The 18,383-nt window shown below is 73.7% G+C and carries 16 protein-coding genes; 7 read left to right on the top strand and 9 right to left on the bottom strand.

Features of this window, described 5'->3' with window-relative positions; translation table 11 throughout:
* The first annotated feature begins 74 nt into the window (after positions 1-74).
* Genes ACIBST_RS26720 through ACIBST_RS26740 form a run of 5 tightly spaced genes read left to right on the top strand, consistent with a single transcriptional unit; the run spans position 75 to position 7,741 of the window.
* Complete coding sequence (locus tag ACIBST_RS26720; protein WP_397176052.1) at positions 75-2,468, top strand: FAD-dependent oxidoreductase; 2,394 nt, start codon at positions 75-77, stop codon at positions 2,466-2,468.
* Positions 2,465-3,667 carry a sarcosine oxidase subunit beta family protein gene (locus ACIBST_RS26725; RefSeq protein ID WP_397175504.1) on the top strand — a complete coding sequence of 401 codons (1,203 nt, stop codon included), beginning with the start codon at positions 2,465-2,467 and terminating at the stop codon, positions 3,665-3,667. The genes ACIBST_RS26720 and ACIBST_RS26725 overlap by 4 nt, the downstream gene beginning before the upstream one ends.
* Positions 3,667-3,915: a sarcosine oxidase subunit delta gene (locus ACIBST_RS26730; RefSeq protein WP_397175506.1), complete on the top strand. Its 249-nt coding sequence runs from the start codon at positions 3,667-3,669 to the stop codon at positions 3,913-3,915. Before ACIBST_RS26725 ends, ACIBST_RS26730 begins: the two co-directional genes overlap by 1 nt.
* On the top strand, positions 3,912-7,013 hold the full coding sequence (locus ACIBST_RS26735; protein WP_397175508.1) for a 2Fe-2S iron-sulfur cluster-binding protein: 3,102 nt from the start codon (positions 3,912-3,914) through the stop codon (positions 7,011-7,013). Before ACIBST_RS26730 ends, ACIBST_RS26735 begins: the two co-directional genes overlap by 4 nt.
* Positions 7,014-7,072: 59 nt before the next feature.
* On the top strand, positions 7,073-7,741 hold the full coding sequence (locus ACIBST_RS26740) for an HNH endonuclease family protein (protein ID WP_397175509.1): 669 nt from the start codon (positions 7,073-7,075) through the stop codon (positions 7,739-7,741).
* Here ACIBST_RS26740 and ACIBST_RS26745 read toward each other — a convergent pair.
* Together ACIBST_RS26745 and ACIBST_RS26750 are read right to left on the bottom strand one after the other, a co-directional pair.
* Entirely contained in the window at positions 7,728-8,987 is a 1,260-nt protein-coding gene (locus tag ACIBST_RS26745) for a sensor histidine kinase (protein ID WP_397175511.1), read from the bottom strand. The two genes, ACIBST_RS26740 and ACIBST_RS26745, sit on opposite strands and share 14 nt — an antisense overlap.
* Entirely contained in the window at positions 8,984-9,661 is a 678-nt protein-coding gene (locus tag ACIBST_RS26750) for a response regulator transcription factor (protein WP_352322768.1), read from the bottom strand. The genes ACIBST_RS26745 and ACIBST_RS26750 overlap by 4 nt, the downstream gene beginning before the upstream one ends.
* A 93-nt stretch (positions 9,662-9,754) precedes the next feature.
* Here ACIBST_RS26750 and ACIBST_RS26755 point away from each other — a divergent pair, with 93 nt between their 5' ends.
* On the top strand, positions 9,755-10,165 hold the full coding sequence (locus ACIBST_RS26755) for a hypothetical protein (RefSeq protein WP_397175513.1): 411 nt from the start codon (positions 9,755-9,757) through the stop codon (positions 10,163-10,165).
* Between the two features lie 22 nt (positions 10,166-10,187).
* On the opposite strand, the gene ACIBST_RS26760 is transcribed toward ACIBST_RS26755, so the two are convergent.
* The 7 genes from ACIBST_RS26760 to aceB all read right to left on the bottom strand — a co-directional run bounded on the left by ACIBST_RS26760 (position 10,188) and on the right by aceB (position 17,488).
* Positions 10,188-10,400 (bottom strand): DUF2277 domain-containing protein, encoded by a 213-nt coding sequence (locus ACIBST_RS26760; RefSeq protein ID WP_352322770.1) that lies wholly within the window; start codon positions 10,398-10,400, stop codon positions 10,188-10,190.
* Positions 10,401-10,404: 4 nt separating this feature from the next.
* Positions 10,405-11,145, bottom strand: coding sequence for an IclR family transcriptional regulator (locus ACIBST_RS26765; RefSeq protein WP_397175515.1), 741 nt, complete (start codon positions 11,143-11,145; stop codon positions 10,405-10,407).
* 38 nt (positions 11,146-11,183) lie between these two features.
* A complete protein-coding gene (locus ACIBST_RS26770; RefSeq protein ID WP_397176054.1) occupies positions 11,184-11,927 on the bottom strand; it encodes an IclR family transcriptional regulator in 744 nt (247 codons plus the stop codon).
* Between the two features lie 2 nt (positions 11,928-11,929).
* Positions 11,930-13,132 carry a (Fe-S)-binding protein gene (locus ACIBST_RS26775; RefSeq protein WP_397176055.1) on the bottom strand — a complete coding sequence of 401 codons (1,203 nt, stop codon included), beginning with the start codon at positions 13,130-13,132 and terminating at the stop codon, positions 11,930-11,932.
* Between the two features lie 2 nt (positions 13,133-13,134).
* Positions 13,135-14,328 carry an FAD-binding oxidoreductase gene (locus ACIBST_RS26780; protein WP_397175516.1) on the bottom strand — a complete coding sequence of 398 codons (1,194 nt, stop codon included), beginning with the start codon at positions 14,326-14,328 and terminating at the stop codon, positions 13,135-13,137.
* On the bottom strand, positions 14,328-15,767 hold the full coding sequence (locus ACIBST_RS26785) for an FAD-linked oxidase C-terminal domain-containing protein (protein WP_397175517.1): 1,440 nt from the start codon (positions 15,765-15,767) through the stop codon (positions 14,328-14,330). The genes ACIBST_RS26780 and ACIBST_RS26785 overlap by 1 nt, the downstream gene beginning before the upstream one ends.
* A 143-nt stretch (positions 15,768-15,910) precedes the next feature.
* Complete coding sequence (aceB, locus tag ACIBST_RS26790) at positions 15,911-17,488, bottom strand: malate synthase A (protein WP_397175519.1); 1,578 nt, start codon at positions 17,486-17,488, stop codon at positions 15,911-15,913.
* 157 nt (positions 17,489-17,645) lie between these two features.
* Here aceB and ACIBST_RS26795 point away from each other — a divergent pair, with 157 nt between their 5' ends.
* Complete coding sequence (locus tag ACIBST_RS26795) at positions 17,646-18,338, top strand: DUF4097 family beta strand repeat-containing protein (RefSeq protein ID WP_397175521.1); 693 nt, start codon at positions 17,646-17,648, stop codon at positions 18,336-18,338.
* The last annotated feature ends 45 nt before the right edge of the window (positions 18,339-18,383 follow it).

Raw genomic sequence — 18,383 nt, forward strand, 5'->3', positions numbered from 1 at the left:
CGCGGGGATCCAGGGCCTTATGTTCGTTGCGTAGTCCGGTACGTGTTGCGTATTAAGGAACAACCGGAGGCGTGATGGGTCGGCCGCGCGTGGTGATCATCGGAGCCGGGATCGTGGGTTGCGCGGTGGCCGACGAGCTCACCGAACGCGGCTGGAGCGACGTCACCGTCGTGGAGCAGGGCCCGCTCTTCGCCGCGGGCGGCTCCAGCTCGCACGCCCCCGGCCTGGTCTTCCAGACGAACCCGTCCAAGACCATGACCGAGTTCGCCGCCTACACCGTGCGCAAGTACACCGCGCTCGGCGCGCACTGCTTCCGGCAGGTCGGCGGCCTGGAGGTGGCCACCACCCCCGAACGCTGGACCGACCTGCACCGCAAGCTCGGCTGGGCGCAGTCGTGGGGCGTCGAGGGCCGCCTGCTGGACGCCGCGCAGTGCGCCGAGCTGTGGCCGATGCTGGACCGCCGCCGGGTGCTGGGCGGCTTCCACGTGCCGAGCGACGGCCTGGCCGCCGCCGTGGCCTGCGGCGAGACGCAGGCGGCGCGGGCCGCCGAACGCGGGGCGCGCTTCCTCGGCGGGCACACCGTGACCGGCGTCGAGCAGCACGGCGGCCGGGTCACCGGCGTCTCCTGCCTGGTCGCGGGGGAGTACCGGACCATCCCGGCCGACGTGGTCGTGTGCGCCGCCGGATTCTGGGGCCCGTCGATCGGGGAGATGGCCGGGCTGACCGTGCCGCTGCTGCCGCTGGCCCACCAGTACGCGAAGTCCGCCCCCCTGCCCCCGCAGCCCGAGGGCCCCATCCTGCGCCACCAGGACCGCGACCTGTACGCCCGGCAGCACGGCGACCGCATCGGCATCGGCTCCTACGCCCACCGCCCCATGCCGGTCGCCCAGCACGAGATCGGCCCCAAGGGCACCACCATGCCCTCGGTCCAGGCGTTCACCGAGGAGGACTTCGAACCCGCCTGGCGCGACGCCGCCGAGCTGCTGCCCGCCCTGGCCGGGTCCAAGTACGAGGACGGCATCAACGGCGTCTTCTCCTTCACCGCCGACGGCTTCCCGCTGATCGGCGAGGCGCCGCACCTGGACGGGTTCTGGCTGGCCGAGGCCGTCTGGGTGACGCACTCGGCCGGGGTGGCCAGGGCGGTCGCCGAGCTGCTGGTGACCGGCCGGTCGCAGGTGGACCTGCACGAGTGCGAGCCGGCGAGGTTCGAGCAGGCGCAGCTGTCGCCCGCCTACGTCGAGGAGCGCGGCCGGCAGAACTTCGTCGAGGTCTACGACGTCATCCACCCGTTGCAGCCCATGGAGTCGCCGCGCCCGATGCGGACCAGTCCCTTCTACCCGCGCCAGGTGGAGCTGGGCGCGTACTTCCTGGAGTCGGCAGGATGGGAGCGGCCGCACTGGTTCGAGGCGAACGAGCCGCTGCTCGCCGGCCTGGAGGAGCCGCGGATCGGCGCCGACCGGCGGGACGCGTGGGCCGGCCGCCACTGGTCGCCCGTCGCCGCCGCCGAGGCGTGGGCCACCCGCGAACGGGTCGCGCTCTACGACATGACCTCGCTCAAGCGCATCGAGGTCAGCGGGCCGGGCGCGGCGGCCTTCCTCCAGCACATGACCACCAACAACGTGGACAAGAGGCCCGGCACGGTCACCTACACCCTGCTGCTGGACGCCGGCGGCGGCATCCGCTCCGACCTCACGGCGGCGCGGCTGGCCGAGGACAGGTTCCAGATCGGCGCGAACGGCAACCTCGACCTCGACTGGCTGACCCGGCACGCCCCCCGCGGGGTGCACATCAGGGACATCACGCCCGGCACCTGCTGCGTCGGCGTGTGGGGGCCGCAGGCCAGGGACCTGCTGCAGGGGCTCACGGACATGGACCTGTCCAACGACGGCTTCCGCTACTTCACCTGCCGGTCCGGGTACGTCGGGCAGGTCCCGGTGCTCGCGATGCGCGTCTCGTACGTGGGCGAGCTGGGCTGGGAGCTCTACACCGGCGCCGACATGGGGCTCAAGCTGTGGGACACGCTGCGGGCCGCCGGTACGCCGGTCGCGGGCGGGCGGGCCGCGTTCAACAGCCTCCGGCTGGAGAAGGGGTACCGGCTGTGGGGCGTGGACATGACCACCGAGCACGACCCGTACGAGGCCGGGCTGGGGTTCGCGGTCAAGGAGGACAAGGACTTCCACGGCCGCGACGCGCTCCGACCCGAGCCGTCCCGCAGGCTCGTGCCGCTGCTCAGCGACGAGGTGGTCATGGGCAAGGAACCGGTCCGGCACGACGGCCGCGTCGCCGGGTACGTCACCAGCGCCGCGTACGGGCACACCATCGGCCGTCCGATCGCCTACGCCTGGCTGCCGGCCGAGCTGGCCGGACCGGGGACGCGGGTGGACATCTCGTACTTCGGCCGCCGCGTGCCCGCGGAGGTCGCCGCCGAGCCGCTGTTCGACCCCCGGATGGAGAAGATCAGACGTTGACCCACCCCGGCTTCCTCTGGCGCAACCCCGATCCGCGGCCCTCCTACGACGTGGTCGTCGTGGGCGGCGGCGGGCACGGCCTGGCCACCGCCTACTACCTGGCCAGGAACCACGGCCTGACGAACGTCGCCGTCCTGGAGAAGGGCTGGCTGGCCGGCGGCAACATGGCCCGCAACACCACCATCATCCGCTCCAACTACCTGTGGGACGAGAGCGCCGCCCTCTACGAGCACTCGCTGAAGCTGTGGGAGGGCCTGAGCGCCGAGCTGGACTACGACCTGCAGTTCAGCCAGCGCGGCGTGCTCAACCTGGCGCACAACCTGCACGACGTGCGCGAGGGCAGGCGGCGGGTCAACGCCAACCGGCTCAACGGCGTGGACGCCGAATGGCTGGACGCCGACGAGGTCAGGAAGTTCTGCCCGATCGTCAACGTCTCCGGCCGGGCCCGCCACCCCGTCCTGGGGGCCACCTTGCAGCGGCGCGGCGGCATCGCCAAGCACGACCACGTCGCCTGGGCGCTGGCCCGCCAGGCCGACGCGTACGGCGTGGACCTGATCCAGGGCTGCGAGGTGACCGGGTTCGAGATCACCGGCAACCGGGTGACCGGCGTGCGCACCTCGCGCGGGCCCATCGCCGCGGGCACGGTCGCGCTCGCCGCGGCCGGGCACACCTCGGTCCTGGCCGAGCGGGCCGGGATCCGGCTGCCGCTCCAGTCGCACCCGCTCCAGGCGCTGGTGTCGGAGCTTCTGGAGCCGGTGCTCGACTGCGTCGTCATGTCCAACGCCGTCCACGTGTACGTCAGCCAGGCGCACAAGGGCGAGCTGGTCATGGGGGCGGGCATCGACGCGTACAACTCCTACGGGCAGCGCGGCGGGAGCCACGTGATCGAGGCGCAGATGGCGGCGGCCCTGGAGCTGTTCCCGCTGTTCAGCCGGGTCCGCGTGCTGCGGACGTGGGCCGGGATAGTGGACGTCTCGCCGGACGCCTCCCCGATCATCGGCGCCACCCCCGTGGACGGCCTCTACGTCAACGCGGGGTGGGGCACCGGCGGCTTCAAGGCGACCCCCGGCTCCGGCTGGGTGTACGCCGACACGATCGCCAACGGCCGCCCGCACCCGCTCGCCGAGCCGTTCGCGCTGGAGCGGTTCACCACGGGCGCGCTCGTGGACGAGCACGGCGCGGCGGCGGTGGCCCACTGATGCTGCTCCTCGACTGCCCCCACTGCGGCCCCCGCGACGAGACCGAGTTCCACTACGGCGGCCAGGCCGGGATCGCCTACCCGCAGGCCCCCGGCGAGCTGTCCGACCAGGAGTGGGCCGCCTACGTCTTCCTGCGCGACAACCCCAGGGGCTGGTTCCGCGAACGCTGGTTCCACACGCACGGCTGCCGGACCTGGTTCACCGTCGAACGGCACACGGTCACGCACGAGATCAGGAAGGCGCCATGAGGTTCACCTTCGACGGCCGTCCCCTCCGGGGGGAGCCGGGCGACACGCTGGCCGCCGCGCTGCTGCGCAACGGGGTGCGGGTGGTGGGCCGGGGCATCGCGTCCGGCCGCCCGCGCGGCGTCTTCTCGGCCGGACCCGAGGAGCCGAACGCCCTGGTCCGGGTGGGCGCCGACCCGATGCTGGCGGCCACGACCGTGGAGCTGTACGACGGGCTGGAGGCGTGGAGCCTGCGCGGCAAGGGCCGGCTGGACCTCGACGCGGCCGACGACCGGCGCTGCGACAAGGGGTACCTGCACTGCGACGTGCTGGTGGTCGGCGGCGGCCCGGCCGGGCTCGCCGCGGCCGCCGCGGCGCGCGCGGCCCGGGTGATCCTGCTGGACGACCAGCCCCGGCTGGGCGGCGACCTGCTGAACAGCCGGGTGCTGCTCGACGGCGCGCCCGCGCTCGACTGGGTGGACTCCCTCGACCTGTCCGGCGTGCGGGTGCTCACCAGGACCACGGCCGTCGGCTACCACGACCACAACTACGTGGTGGCCGTCGAGCGGCGGGCGCGCGGCGAGCGGCTGTGGCACATCAGGGCCCGCCGGGTCGTCCTGGCGACCGGCGCCCACGAGCGCTCGCTCGCCTTCCCCGGCAACGACCGGCCCGGCGTCATGCTGGCCTCGGCCGCCCGCGCCTACGCCAACCGGTACGGCGTGCTCCCCGGCCGCCGCGCGGTCGTCCTCGCCTGCGCGGACTCCGGGTACGAGGCCGCCGCGGACCTGCGCGCGGCCGGCGTGGAGATCGCCGCGATCGTCGATCCGCGCCCCCGGGGGCTCACCCCCGACGCCCTGGCCGGGCAGGTGATCACCGGCACCACGGCCGGCGCGGACGGCGTGCTGACCGGCGTGCGGGTGGGGGAGCGGCACATCGAGGCCGACCTGCTGGCCGTGGCGGGCGGCTGGAACCCCGCCGTGCACCTGTTCAGCCAGTCGCAGGGGCGGGTGCGCTTCGACGAGGGGTTGCAGGCGTTCGTCCCGGACGTCTCGGCGCAGGCCGAGTGCTCCGCCGGCGCCTGCCGCGGCCGGTACGGCACCCGCGAGGCCATCGCCGACGGCCACGCGGCCGGCCGGGAGGCCGCCGGGTCCGCCGCCCGCGAGCTGCGCGTGCCGGAGTGCGACGAGCGGCCCCCGCGGCCGCCCGCCGCGTTGTGGCTGGTCGAGGGGGACGGCGACGAGCCCGCCTTCGCCGACCTGCACCGGGACGTCACCGTGGCCGACCTGGCCAGGGCGACCGGCACCGGGATGCGCTCGGTCGAGCACGTCAAGCGCTACACCACCGCGGGCACCGGCGCCGACCAGGGCAAGACGTCGGGCACGGTCGTCGTGGGCGTGATGGCGGCGCTGCTCGGGACCGCGCCGGGGCAGGTGGGCACGACCACGTTCCGGCCGCCGTACACGCCGGTGTCGTTCGCGACGCTGGCCGGGCGTGACCGGGGCGCGCTCTCCGACCCGGTCAGGACCACCGCCATGCACGCCGCCCACGTCGCCGCGGGCGCGGTGTTCGAGGACGTCGGCCAGTGGAAACGCCCCCGCTACTTCCCGCTGGACGGCGAGACCATGCAAGCGGCCGTCGCGCGCGAGTGCCGGGCCGCCCGCACCTCCGTCGCCGCCATGGACGCCTCCACCCTGGGCAAGATCGACATCCGGGGCGCGGACGCGGGCGCGTTCCTGGACCGGATCTACACCAACATGTACTCCACGCTCGCCGTCGGCGCCTGCCGCTACGGCCTCATGTGCCGGGCCGACGGCATGGTGTTCGACGACGGCACCACGACCAGGCTCGCCGCCGACCACTACCTGATGACCACGACCACCGGCAACGCCGCCGCGGTGCTCGACTGGCTGGAGGAGTGGCGGCAGACCGAGTGGCCGGAGCTCGACGTCTCCTTCACCTCGGTGACCGACCACTGGGCGACGGTCGCCGTGGCCGGCCCCAAGGCGCGGCGGGTGATCGCCGCCGTCGCGCCCGGCGCGCTCGGCCTGCCCTTCATGCGCTACGCCGGGACGGACGTGCTCGGCGTGCCCGGCCGCGTGTTCCGGATCAGCTTCTCCGGCGAGCTGGCCTACGAGGTCAACGTGCCCTGGCCGTACGGCAGGGCGTTGTGGGAGGCGGTGCTTGAGCTGGGCGCGGTGCCGTACGGGACCGAGGCGATGCACGTGCTGCGGGCCGAGAAGGGGTTCGCCATCGTGGGCCAGGAGACCGACGGCACGGTCACGCCGCACGACCTCGGCATGTCGTGGATCGTCTCCCCGCGCAAGCCCGACTTCGTGGGCAAACGCTCGCACGCCCGCCCCGACACCGCCCGCGAGGGCCGCAAACGCCTGGTCGGCCTGCTCGCCGACGACCCCGCGGCGCCGATCGAGGAGGGCGCCCAGCTCGTCAGGGGCGGGCCGGGCGCGCCCATGCTGGGGCACGTCACCTCCGGCTACGCCAGCGCGGCGCTCGGCCGGACGTTCGGGCTGGCCATGGTCAGGGACGTCGTGCCCGGCGACCGGCTGACGGCGGTGTCGGGGGCGGCGGCCACCGGCGTGACGGTCGTCGAGCCGGTCCTGTACGACCCGGGCAACACCCGCCGCGACGGCGACCCCCTGGAGGAGGACGCGCCCGCGGCGTCCGGGGGCGTCCCGGCGCGGGAGAGCCCGGCGGCGGCGTTCGCCGACCGGTTCGCGGCGGCGAGCGGGCCGTCGGCGCGGCTGCGCGAGCTGCCGTTCGAGCCGATGTGGGAGGTCAGGGGCGCCGATCCCGGCGTGGGCCTGCGGCTCGGCCCGTCGTGGTGGCTGGTGACCGGGGACGCCGCGCCGGAACCCGGCTGGGTGGACGTCTCGGGGCAGCGGACGATCCTGGAGCTGTCCGGGCCGGCGGCGGAGGACGTCCTGATCACCGGCTGTCCCGTGGACCTGCATCCCGACGTGTTCCCGGGGCACGCGCAGACGCTGCTGGGCCGGGCCCCGGTGATCCTGGAACGGCGGGCGGCCGGGGAGTACCGGATCCACGTCAGGTCGTCGTTCACGGCGTACCTGGCAGAGTGGCTCTTGGACGCGCTTTTAGCGTTATAAGATTATTTAGGGGTACTTGCTATACCTAGACTTTACGAAAACCGAAGTCTGGGGATCTCGTGCGCGTACGGGCGTTCACGGCCGGTCTGGCCATGGTGACGATGCTGGCCGGCTGCGGCGGCCTTGAGGCGCAGTCGGGCGGCCCGGACCCGGCCAAACCCGACTCCGCGTCGGTCTCGGACGCCCGCAAGAAGCTGGACAAGCTCAAGGTCAAGGGACGAGCCCCGCGCACCGGCTTCGACCGTGACGAGTTCGGCCCCGCCTGGGCCGACGTCGACCACAACGGCTGCGACACCCGCAACGACATCCTCAAGCGCGACCTGAAGGACGAGACGTTCAAGTCGGGCACCCACGACTGCATCGTGCTCACCGGCACGCTGGACGACCCCTACAGCGGCAAGACCATCAAGTTCAAGCGCGGCCAGGACACCAGCACGGCCGTCCAGATCGACCACCTGGTGCCGCTGTCGGACGCCTGGCAGAAGGGCGCGCAGCAGTGGTCGCCCGCCAAGCGCAAGGAGTTCGCCAACGACCCGCTCAACCTGCTGGCGGTGGACGGCCCGCTGAACAACCAGAAGAGCGACTCCGACGCGGCCACCTGGCTGCCGCCGCGCAAGGCGTACCGGTGCGCCTACATCGCCCGCCAGATCGACGTGAAGAGCAAGTACGACGTCTGGATCACCGACGGCGAGAAGAGCGCGATGGAAGGCATACTCAAGGACTGCTGACAGCCGCGCCGGGGGCGGTCAGCGTCAGCTCCACGCGGGCCCCGCCGCCCTCGGGCGCGGAGACGGCGAGCGTGCCGCCGCACGACTCGGCGGTGCGCCGCGCGATGTCCAGCCCCAGGCCGGTCGAGCCGCCGCCGCTGATCCCCCGCTCCAGCGACCCGGGGTCGAACCCCGGCCCCGAGTCCTCGACGACCAGCAGGCTCCCGGCCGGCCGGGACGACAGCCGTACGGCCATGGCGGTCCCCTCCGGGGTGTGCGCGAACACGTTGCCGAGCAGCGCGTCCACGCACGCGGCCAGCTCCTCGCCGCCGACGGCGACCGGCGCGGGCGCGTCGGGCAGCGACACCGACACCGGCCGCCCCTGGTCCTCGGCCAGCACCGACCAGAACCGCACCCGCTCGCGCACGACCTCGGCCGCGTCGCACGACCCGCGCCCGGCCGAGCGCCGCCGCGCCTCGGTGATGACCGCGCTGACCGCCCGCTCCAGCGCGTCCGCCCTGGCCTGGACCCGGGCGGCCTCCTCCGGGTCGCGCAGCGACTCGGCCTCCAGCCGCAGGCCGGTCAGCGGCGTGCGCAGCCGGTGGGACAGGTCGGCGACCGACTCGCGCTCGGCGGCCAGCAGGTCGCCGATGCGCCCGGCCAGATGGTTGAGCGCCAGCGCCACCGACCGCACCTCCGGCGGCCCGCCCGGCTCGGCCCGCGCGCTCAGGTCTCCGCCGGCCAGCCGGTGGGACACCCGGGCCAGCCCGACCACGGGCCTGGTCACGGCCAGCGCCAGCCGGTCGGCCAGCACGATGCCGAGCACCATGAGCCCCAGCCCGAGCACGAGCAGCGCCAGCCAGGCCGGCCGCACGCCGTGCGTCAGCTCGTCGTCCGGCACGAACACCCTGATCACGGCCGTGCCGTCGGGGGACTGCGCCGAGACCAGCACCTCCCGGCCGCCGGGGGCGACGGCGGTCACGCTGCGGCCCGTCGCGGCCAGCCGCACGGCGTCGGAGCGGGCGGCGGGCGCGCCCATCGTGCCCCCGCCGGGCAGGAACACCGTCACCCGCCGTGGCACCTGCTCGACCGCCAGCGGCAGGTCGGGCGTGCCGACCGCGACCGCGACGGACTCGGCGGCGGCGGTGGCCCGGCTCATCGCGCCGTTCTCGGCCACCGTGCCGATCAGCAGCGCCATCGGCACCAGCAGCGCGATCAGCACGAGCGACGTCGTCGCGGCCACCAGCAGCGCCAGCCAGCGCCTCACGACGGGCCGACCAGCTTGACCCCGACGCCTCTGACGGTGTGCAGGTAACGGGGTTCGGCCGCGGTCTCGCCGAGCTTCCTGCGCAGCCACGACAGGTGCACGTCCACGGTCTTGTCGGCGCCGCCGTACGGCAGCCGCCACACCTCCGTCAGCAGCTCGCGCTTGGTGACCACCTCGCCGGGCCGGGCCGCGAGGAAGTGCAGCACGTCGAACTCGCGCGGCGTGAGGTCGAGCGACACGCCGTCGAGCGTGGCCGTGCGCGCCCGGGGATCGACCCGCAGCCCGCCCACGGCCAGCGGCTCCGGCGCGGCCTCGCCCGCGCGCCGCAGCACCGCCCGCACCCGGGCGTCGAGCTGCCGGGCGCTGTACGGCTTGACCACGTAGTCGTCGGCCCCCGCGTCCAGGACGGGCACCATCTCGGCGTCGCCGTCGCGGGCGGTCGCCACGATCACCGGCACCCGGCTCACCGCCCGCAACATGCGCAGCAGCTCGACGCCGTCGAGGTCGGGCAGGCCCAGGTCGAGCACGATCAGGTCGGGACGGTCCTGCACGGCCAGCCGCAACCCCTCCAGCGCGGTCGGGGAGGAGGAGACCGCGTGGCCGAGATCGCGCAGGCCCCGGCTCAACGACGTCCGGATGGTCACGTCGTCCTCGATGAGCAGGATGTCAGCCATATACCCAAACCGTAGACGGTCCGTGGTGATGCACCGAGCATCGTTAGCGTCGCCTTAACCTGCGCTTAGCCGTACGTGGGGGAGGGTGAAGGCGTGAAGCGTCTCGTGCTGGCCTGGGCCGTCACCGCGGCCGCCGCGACCGGGGCGGCCGTGGCCGTGCTCGGGCTGCTCGGAACCGGGGTGACCGGCCCGTCCAGCCGCGTGCTCAGCGGCGCGGAGGTGCGCGCCGCGCTCTCCACCGCCACCGCGCGCGCCGCCACGCCCATGCCGCGGACGTCCGCCCGCGCCCAGGACCGGCTCATGCGCACCGAGGCCGGCACGGTGATCGCCTCCTGCTCCGGCGGCCTGGTCACCCTGCGCTCCTGGAGCCCCGCCCAGGGCTACTCGGTGGACGGCGTCCAGCCCGGCCCGGCCCGCGAGGCGAAGGTCGAGTTCGAGCCGGAGGACGGCGAGGAGGTCGAACTCAAGATCTTCTGCACCCCCGACGGCCCCGCCACCCGCTGACCGGCCCGGCGGCGCGGACGGGTCAGCGGCCTCCGCGAACCTCCAGCGCCCCCAGCAACTCCTCGGAGGCCCTGGTGATCGCCTCCACGGCCCGGTCGAACGCCTCGGCGTTGTGGGCCGCGGGGGCGCGGAACCCGGAGATCTTCCTGACGTACTGGAGGGCGGCGGCCCGCACGTCGTCCTCGGTCACGCTCTCGGCGTACGGCGGCCGCAAGGTCTTGATGCTTCTGCACATGGTCTCAACGGTAATAGCCGATGCGCTGGCTTATCTCCCTCGCGCCCGCGGCCAGCAGCTCGCCGACCTCGGGCAGCCGCTCGGGCGTGAGCCGGTAGGACGGCCCCGACGCGCTGACCGCGGCCACCACCGAGCCGTCGGCCCCCCTGATCGGCGCCGCCACCGCGTTCAGCCCGATCTCCAGCTCCTCCACCGTGGCCGCCCACCCGCGCCGCCTGATCTCCTCCAGGCCCAGGCCGGCGGCGGAGGTGACGGTGCGGGGGGTGTAGCGCTCCAGCTCGCCGGCCAGGCGCAGGGCGCCGAAGGCGAGCAGCACCTTGCCGCTGGAGGTGGCGTGCGACGGGGTGCGCTGGCCGACCCAGTTGTGGCCGCTGATCGCCGCCGGGCCGCGCACCTGGCTGATGTTGACCGTGTCGCCGTCCTGGGGGACCGCGATGTTGACGGTCTCGCCGACCGCCTCGGCCAGCCGCAGGCACACCTCGCGGCCCTCCCTGGACAGGTCGAGCTGGGCCGTGGCGGCGCCGGCCAGCCGTACGACGCCGAACCCCAGCCGGTAGCGCCCCCGGTCGCCGCTCTGCTCCACCAGCCCGCCCTGCTCCAGGGCGGCCAGCAGCCGGAACGCGGTGGACTTGTGCACGTCGAGCTCGACCGCGAGGTCAGTCACCCGGGTGGCGCCCTCGCGGGCCAGGATCTCCAGGATCGCGATGGCCCGGTCGACGGACTGAACCGTCGTACTGTTGCTCACAGCGCAACAGAATAGCCGCCGGAGCCGGACGGCAGGCGCTACTTCGACGAGGCCGGGGCCAGCTCGCGGCCGAAGTCGGAGGCGATCCTCCGCATGCCCTCGGCCAGCTCGTCGCGGTCGAGGGCGTCGATGCGCTCGGCCGGCCCCGACACCGACATCGCGGCCACCACGCGCTCGCCGTCCCGGACGGGCACCGCCAGGCAGTGGACGCCCAGCTCCTCCTCGCCCAGGTCCATCGCGTAGCCGCGCTCCTTGACCCGGCCGAGCTCGGCCAGCATGCCGGCCGCGTCGGTGATCGTGTTCGGGGTGCGCCGCGGCATGCCCGTACGCTCGAACACCGCCATCGCCTCGGCGGCCGCCCGCCCGGCCAGCAGCGCCTTGCCCACGGCCGTGCTGTGCGGCAGCACCCGCCGTCCGACCTCGGCGAACATGCGCAGCCTGCGCGGCGAGGGCACCTGCGCCACGTAGACGACGAAGTCGCCTTCCAGCACCGCCAGGTTCGCCGTCTCGCCGGACAGCTCCACCATCCGCGTCAGGTACGGCTGCGCCCACACCCCCACCATGCTCTCCGCGATGCCGCCCAGGCGGACCAGCCCGCCGCCCAGCGCGTACCGGCGGTCGGACTCCTGGCGCACGTAGCCGCGGGCGAGCAGCGTCTGCAGCAGCCGGTGGATGGTCCCGTACGGCAGGCCCGTCCGCGCCGCGATCTCCGACAGCCCGGCCTCGCCGCCGTGCTCGGCCAGCGCCTCCAGCACGTCGAGCGCCCGCTCGACCGACTGCACGCTCACAGCGACACCCCGCGCAGGGAGGCGTCCAGCACTTCGGCGGTGTGGGCCACCCTGATCTCCTTCCCGGCCCGGCGCATGGCCGCGGCGATCTGCATCGTGCATCCAGGATTGGCCGAGACCAGCAGCTCGGCCCCGGTCGAGGCGACCGCCCCGGCCTTGCGGTCGCCGAGATCGCGGGCCGCCTCCGGTTGCAGGATGTTGTACGTCCCCGCCGAACCGCAGCAGATCGCCGACTCGGGGACCTCCCGCAGCTCAAGGCCGGGAATGCCGCGCAGCAGCTCGCGCGGCTGCGCCCGGACGCCCTGGGCGTGGGCCAGGTGACAGGCGTCGTGGTAGGCGACGGTGAGCGGCAGCGGATGCCGCCTGGCCGCCGGGCCCAGCTCGGCCAGGAACTCCGACAGGTCCCGCACCCGGAACCCGGGATCGGCGCCGAACAGCTCGCCGTACTCCTTCATGACCGAGCCGCAGCCGGCCGCGTTCACCACGACCGTCTCGACCCCCGCCCTCCGGAACGCCCTGACCGTCCGGCGCGCCAGCCGCCGGGCCTGATCGGCGCGCCCGGCGTGCACGCTGAGCGCCCCGCAACACCCCTGCCCGGCCGGGATCAGCACGTCGCAGCCCTCCAGCGCCAGCACCCGCGCGGTGGCCGCGTTCACCTGCGGGAAGAACTCGCCCTGCACGCACCCGGTGAGCATCCCGACCACGGCCCTGCGCCCGCCCCTGGCCCTGACCAGGCGGGGCAGGCGCTGCCGGTGCTCCACGCGCGGCGCGAGCGCGGCCATGGCGCCCAGGCTCGGATGGGCGCGGGTCAGGAACGGCGCCATCCGCCCGGCCAGCCCCATCGTCGGCCGCAGCAGCCGCAGCCTGCGCGGGTAGGGGAACAGGCTGAACACGATCTCGCGCACCGCCCGCTCCCGCGGCTCGCGCACGTGCGTGCGCTCGACCTCGGCGCGGGTCTGCTCGATCAGCCGGTCGTAGCGCACGCCCGACGGGCACGCCGTGACGCACGCCATGCAGCCCAGGCAGGCGTCGAAGTGCCCGGCCATCTCCGGGGTGACCGGTACGCCCTCGACGTGCTGCTTCATCAGGTGGATCCGCCCGCGCGGCGAGTCCATCTCCTCGCCCCACAACGCGTACGTCGGGCACGTCGGCAGGCAGAACCCGCAGTGCACGCAGTCGCCGATCAGCTCCGGGTCCATGGTCACAGCCCTCCCGCCAGCCGTCCGGGCGACATCCTGCGCCCGGGGTCGAACCGTTCCTTGACCCGCCGCATCAACGGCAGCGCGCTCACCCGCCCCCACCTGTCGACCCCGGCGTCCGGCGCGGCCAGCACGTTCACCCGGCCGCCGGCGGCCTCGACCCGCTCCCGCAGCCCGCTCACCAGGCCCGGCAGCGCGTCCCCGGCGACGGGGACGACGGGCTCCAGCAGCACCCGGCCGGCGACCACCGACCCGCGCAGCGACAGGCCGCACCCTTCTGCCGCCCGCAGCACAGCGCCGGCCGCCGAAGGCGGGAAACGCACCTCGACCAGCACCTCACCCCGCGGGACGACCCCCCACCAGGACGGCGGCTCGCCGGTCACCGCCCCGCCGCCGACCAGGTCGCGCAGCGCCTCGGCGCGGGCCCGCGCGGCCGTGCCCTCCACCAGCACCGCCAGCGTCACCGGCCCGCCCGGCTCCGGGCGGTCCACCTCGACCGCGCTCGGCTCGGCCTGCGCGGCCGCCAGCGCCGCCGCGACGCCCGGCACGTCGTCCGCGGTCGTCCCGGCGACCACCCAGCGCCGCTCGCCGGGCAGCGGATGCAGCCGGAACGTGGCCTCGACGATCACCCCGAGGGTGCCGTACGAGCCGGTGAACAGCTTGCCGAGGTCGTAGCCCGCGACGTTCTTGACCACCTTGCCGCCCGACCGGGCGACCGTGCCGTCGGCCAGCACCACCGTGACGCCGATGAGCAGGTCGCGGGCGGTGCCGTAGCGGAAGGCGCGGGGGCCGGGCAGGGCGGTGGCCAGGGCGCCCCCGACGGTCGCCTCCCCGGCGAACGGCACGTCGAGCGCCAGCTCCTGCCCGCGCGCCGCGAGCGCCGCCGCCAGCGCCGCCGTGCGCACGCCGGCCTGCGCGCGCACCACCAGGTCGCCCGCCGCGTGCTCCAGGACCGCGTCCAGGCGGGACAGGCCGAGCAGCACGTCGCACCGCTCCGGCGGCGGACCCCAGTGCAGCTTCGTGCCGCCTCCCGAAGGCACCACCGCCAGGTCGGCCGCGGCGCACGCGCGCAGCACGGCGGCGACCTCCTCGACGCTCTCCGGCACCGCCACCCACCGGGCGCCCCACCGGTGCGCCGGGTCTCCGGGCCCGGCCGCCCTGACCGGCACGCCGGTGCCCGCGAACGGATCCGCCATCAGAACTGCTCCGCCCTGCCCGACTCGACCAGCGGGTGCGCGCCCTTGCGCACGCCCGGAACCTCGCCGCACAAGCGCGGCGTGGGGAACACCTTGCCAGGGTTGGACAGGCCGCCCGGGTCGAACGCGCACCGGAGGAGCTGCATGGTGTCCAGATCGGCGCCGGTGAACATCTTCGGCATGTAGCGGGCCTTGTCCACCCCGACGCCGTGCTCGCCGGTGATCGAGCCGCCGTGCTCGACGCACAGGTCGAGGATCGCGCCGGAGACCGCCTCGGCCCGCTCGCCCGCGCCCGGCTCGGCGTCGTCGAACAGCACCAGCGGGTGCAGGTTGCCGTCGCCGGCGTGGAAGACGTTGGCCACCCTGATGCCGTGCTCGCGCGAGAGCCGGTCGATGGCCGCGAGCACGCCGGGCAGCGACGTGCGCGGCACGACGCCGTCCTGGACGATGTAGGCCGGGCTGATCCGGCCGACCGCCGCGAAGGCCGACTTGCGGCCCTTCCAGATGGCCGCGCGCTCCTCCGGACCGGCCGCCACGCGCAGCTCGAAGGCGTCCGAGCAGATCTCCGTCAGCCGCGCGAACTCCCGCTCGACCGACTCCCGCGGCCCGTCCAGCTCCACGATCAGCACCGCGCCCGCCCCCTGCGGGTAGGAGCAGGCGACCGCCGCCTCGGCGGCCTCGATGGCCAGCGCGTCCATCATCTCGATCGCGGCCGGCACGATGCCCGCCCCGATGATCGCCGACACCGCCCGGCCGCCCTGCTCGATGTCCCCGAACGCGGCCAGCACCGTGGTCACCGCCTCCGGCGCCCGGCTCAGCCGTACGGTGATCCTGGTGGCGATGCCCAGCGTGCCCTCCGAGCCGACGAACGCGCCGAGCAGGTCGTAGCCCGGGTCCATGCGGTCGAGGACGACCAGGTCGCCGTCGGGGGTGACGATCTCGCACGCCTCGACGTGGTTGACGGTGAAGCCGTACTTGAGGCAGTGGGCGCCGCCGGAGTTCTCCGCCATGTTGCCGCCGATCGAGCAGACCTGCTGGCTGGAGGGGTCGGGGGCGTAGTAGTAGCCCGCGTCGCGCACGGCCTCGGTGATCGCCAGGTTCGTCACGCCCGGCTCGACGACGGCCCTGCGGTCGGGCAGGTCGATCTCCAGGATCCGGCGCATCTTCGAGGTGACGATGAGCACGCCGTCCTCGCGGGGGAGCGCGCCGCCGGACAGGCCCGTGCCCGACCCCCTGGCCACGAACGGCACCCCGAAGTCATTGCACATCCGGACGATCCGGGCGACCTGCTCGGCCGTCGCGGGCAGCACGACCACGCCCGGCGTCGCCCGGTGGCTGGTCAGCCCGTCGCACTCGTAGGTGCGCAGGCGTACCGGATCGGTGATCACCGAGTCGGGAGGCAGCAGCGAGCGCAGCGCCGCCGTCAGCGTGTCGAGCACCAGTCACTCTCCAGATCCGTCACCTCTAGTGTGCGACTGTTCGCACCGGTCTGGCCAGTTTTCGGAGGCAGGTTGGGGTGGGTTTCGGGGGGTCCGCTTATGTCCGGCGCTGGCGCGCCGGACATAAGCAGAAATTTCAACATCTACGGCATTTGGGCGTACGCCGGCAGCGTCAGGAACTCGGCGAAGTCGTCGTCCAGCGCCACCTGCTTGAACAGCGCCGTCGCCTGCCCGAACAGCCGCTCGTCGTAGCCCGGCTCGGCCGAGATGCGGGCCAGCTCCTCGGCGATGATCCGCTCGACCAGCTCCTTGGTCACCTGCTCACCGGTGTCGGCCAGCGTGATGTCGTTGTGGATCCACTGCCAGATCTGCGAACGGGAGATCTCGGCCGTCGCGGCGTCCTCCATGAGGTTGTGGATCGCGACCGCGCCGAGCCCGCCCATCCAGGCGGCCAGGTAGCGCAGGGCCACGTCGACGTTGTTGCGCAGGCCCGTCTCGGTGATCTCGCCGGGCGTCTCGGAGACCGACAGCAGGTCGGCGGCCGAGACGCGGACGTCCTCGCGCAGCCGGTCGAGCTGGTTGGGCCGCGCCCCCAGGACGCCGTCGAACACCTCGCGGCACACCGGCACGAGGTCGGGGTGGGCCACCCAGGAGCCGTCGAACCCGTCGCCCGACTCGCGCGTCTTGTCCGCCCGCACCTTCTCCAGCGCCACCGCGTTGACCTCGGGGTCGCGCCGGGAGGGGATGAACGCCGCCATCCCGCCGATGGCGTGCGCGCCTCGCTTGTGACACGTGCGCACCAGCAGCTCGGTGTAGGCCCGCATGAACGGCGCGGTCATCGTCACCGCGTTCCGCTCGGGCAGCAGGAACTCCCGGCCCCGCGTGCGGAACTTCTTGATCACGCTGAACAGGTAGTCCCACCGGCCCGCGTTGAGCCCGGCCGAGTGGTCGCGCAGCTCGTGGAGGATCTCCTCCATCTCGAACGCCGCCGGATAGGTCTCGATCAGCACGGTCGCCCTGATGGTGCCGTACGGGATGCCCAGGAGCTCCTGGGCCCGGGTGAACACGTCGTTCCAGAGCCGCGCCTCCAGGTGCGACTCCATCTTCGGCAGGTAGAAGTAGGGGCCCTTGCCCTTGTCGAGCTGGCGCTGCGCGCAGTGGAAGAAGTAGAGCCCGAAGTCGAACAGCGACGCCGAGACCGGCCGCCCGTCCACCTGGGCGTGCTTCTCGTCCAGGTGCCAGCCGCGCGGGCGCACCACGATCGTGGCCAGCTCGTCGTCGGGCCGCAGCGCGTACGTCTTGCCGCCGGTCTCGAAGTCGATCGCCCGGTCGAGCGCCTCGCGCAGGTTGAGCTGCCCGGACACGCAGTTCTCCCACAGGGGCGAGTTGGCGTCCTCGAAGTCGGCCAGCCACACCTTGGCGCCGGAGTTGAGCGCGTTGATGGTCATCTTCCTGTCGACCGGCCCGGTGATCTCGACGCGGCGGTCCTCCAGGCCCGGGGCCGGCGGCGCGACCTGCCAGTCGCCCTCCCTGACCTCCTTGGTCTCCGGCAGGAAGTCGAGCGTCCCGCCGGCCGACAGCTCCGCCTGACGGGCCTGACGGGCTTCGAGCAGCTCCAGCCGCCTGGCGCCGAACTCCCGCTGGAGAGCCGCCACGAAGCCGAGCGCCTCCGGCGTGAGGATCTCGTCGAACCGTTCGAGCATCGGGCCGGTGATCTCCATGTCCCCCTCTTTTCCGTAGAGTGGAAAACTGATTCTGGATTGTGGAAGTGAAGCTACTCCGCCCAGGGTTCCCGGGTCAAAGGCTGGGGTACCCCTGGGACGTCTTCGGGGGCATCCCCGATGCGGAGGGGGTCATGCCCGCGAAAGGATCGGGGGCATGAAGACGATTGCTGTGGCGGGCGGGCTGCTGGCCGCCGCGCTGGTGCTGACGGGTTGCCGGGTCGAGAGCTTCGGCGGTTCCACGAACCAGGACACCGTGTCCTACCAGGTGACGGACAAGGTTTCCAAGCTGCAGGTCAAGAGCGACGCGGGCGACACGGTGATCACCGAGACCGACGGCACCGCCGTCCGGGTGGTCGAGACGTTGCGCTGGCGGGGCGACGACAAGCCCAAGCCGCAGCACAAGGTCGAGGGCCAGGCGCTCTTCGTGACGTACGACTGCCCGTCCAACTGGGGGAGCTGCAGCGTCGACTACAAGATCGAGATCCCCAAGGGGCTGGCCGTCGACCTCGACAGCGACTCGGGTGACATCACCTTGCGGGCGCTGAGCGGTCAGCTCGACGCGAAACTCGACTCAGGCGACCTCGAAGGCTCCGGCATGACCGGCAAGAAGGTGTACGTCCAGGCCGGGTCGGGCAACGTCGAGCTCAAGTACGCCACCGCGCCGGACAGCGCGGAGCTGGAGGCCGGCTCGGGCGACGTCGTCCTGAAGGTGCCCACGGGGGCCTACGACATCAAGACCGACGTGGGCTCCGGCGACGCCGCCGTCTCGATCAAGTCCGACCCGAGCTCCCCCCGCAAGATCTCGCTGACCGCCGGTTCCGGTGACGTGACGCTCTCGGCGGGATAACCAGGTGATGACGCCGGGGATGTCGTGCCACCATCGTGGGAAGAC

Source organism: Nonomuraea sp. NPDC049684 (assembly GCF_044465345.1).
GTDB lineage: Bacteria > Actinomycetota > Actinomycetes > Streptosporangiales > Streptosporangiaceae > Nonomuraea.